This window comes from Salmonella sp. SAL4457 (genome assembly GCF_046548235.1).
Classification (GTDB): domain Bacteria; phylum Pseudomonadota; class Gammaproteobacteria; order Enterobacterales; family Enterobacteriaceae; genus Salmonella; species Salmonella enterica.
Window position 1 is genome coordinate 1 of the sequence record NZ_JBGDZO010001476.1, and the last position, 230, is coordinate 230.

Here is a 230-nt window from a genome sequence, read left to right on the forward strand (position 1 = left end):
GGCGACGGGCCTCGACCATGGCGGCGTTGTCGCCCGGATCGAGGCTTTTCTTGTGCTGCACCGGCAGCAGGTTCAGGTAGCCCTGGCGGGCGCGGTCGAAGCGGTGCCCGGCGGGGCAGGCGACGCCGTTGTCGACCTCGCCCAGGGCGGCGGAGCAGAGCGGGCAGATCAGCATCAGGCGAGCAGCCTCACCAGGGTCTGGTAGTAGATTTCGGTGAGCAGTTCCAGGT

At 68.7% G+C, this 230-nt stretch carries 1 protein-coding gene; it reads right to left on the reverse strand.

The window, feature by feature from the left end; all coding sequences use genetic code 11:
• Positions 1-175 (reverse strand): putative RNA methyltransferase (locus ACLJNW_RS29090; RefSeq protein WP_367396497.1); only part of this gene is annotated, 175 nt, incomplete at its 3' end.
• Positions 176-230: the final 55 nt, after the last annotated feature.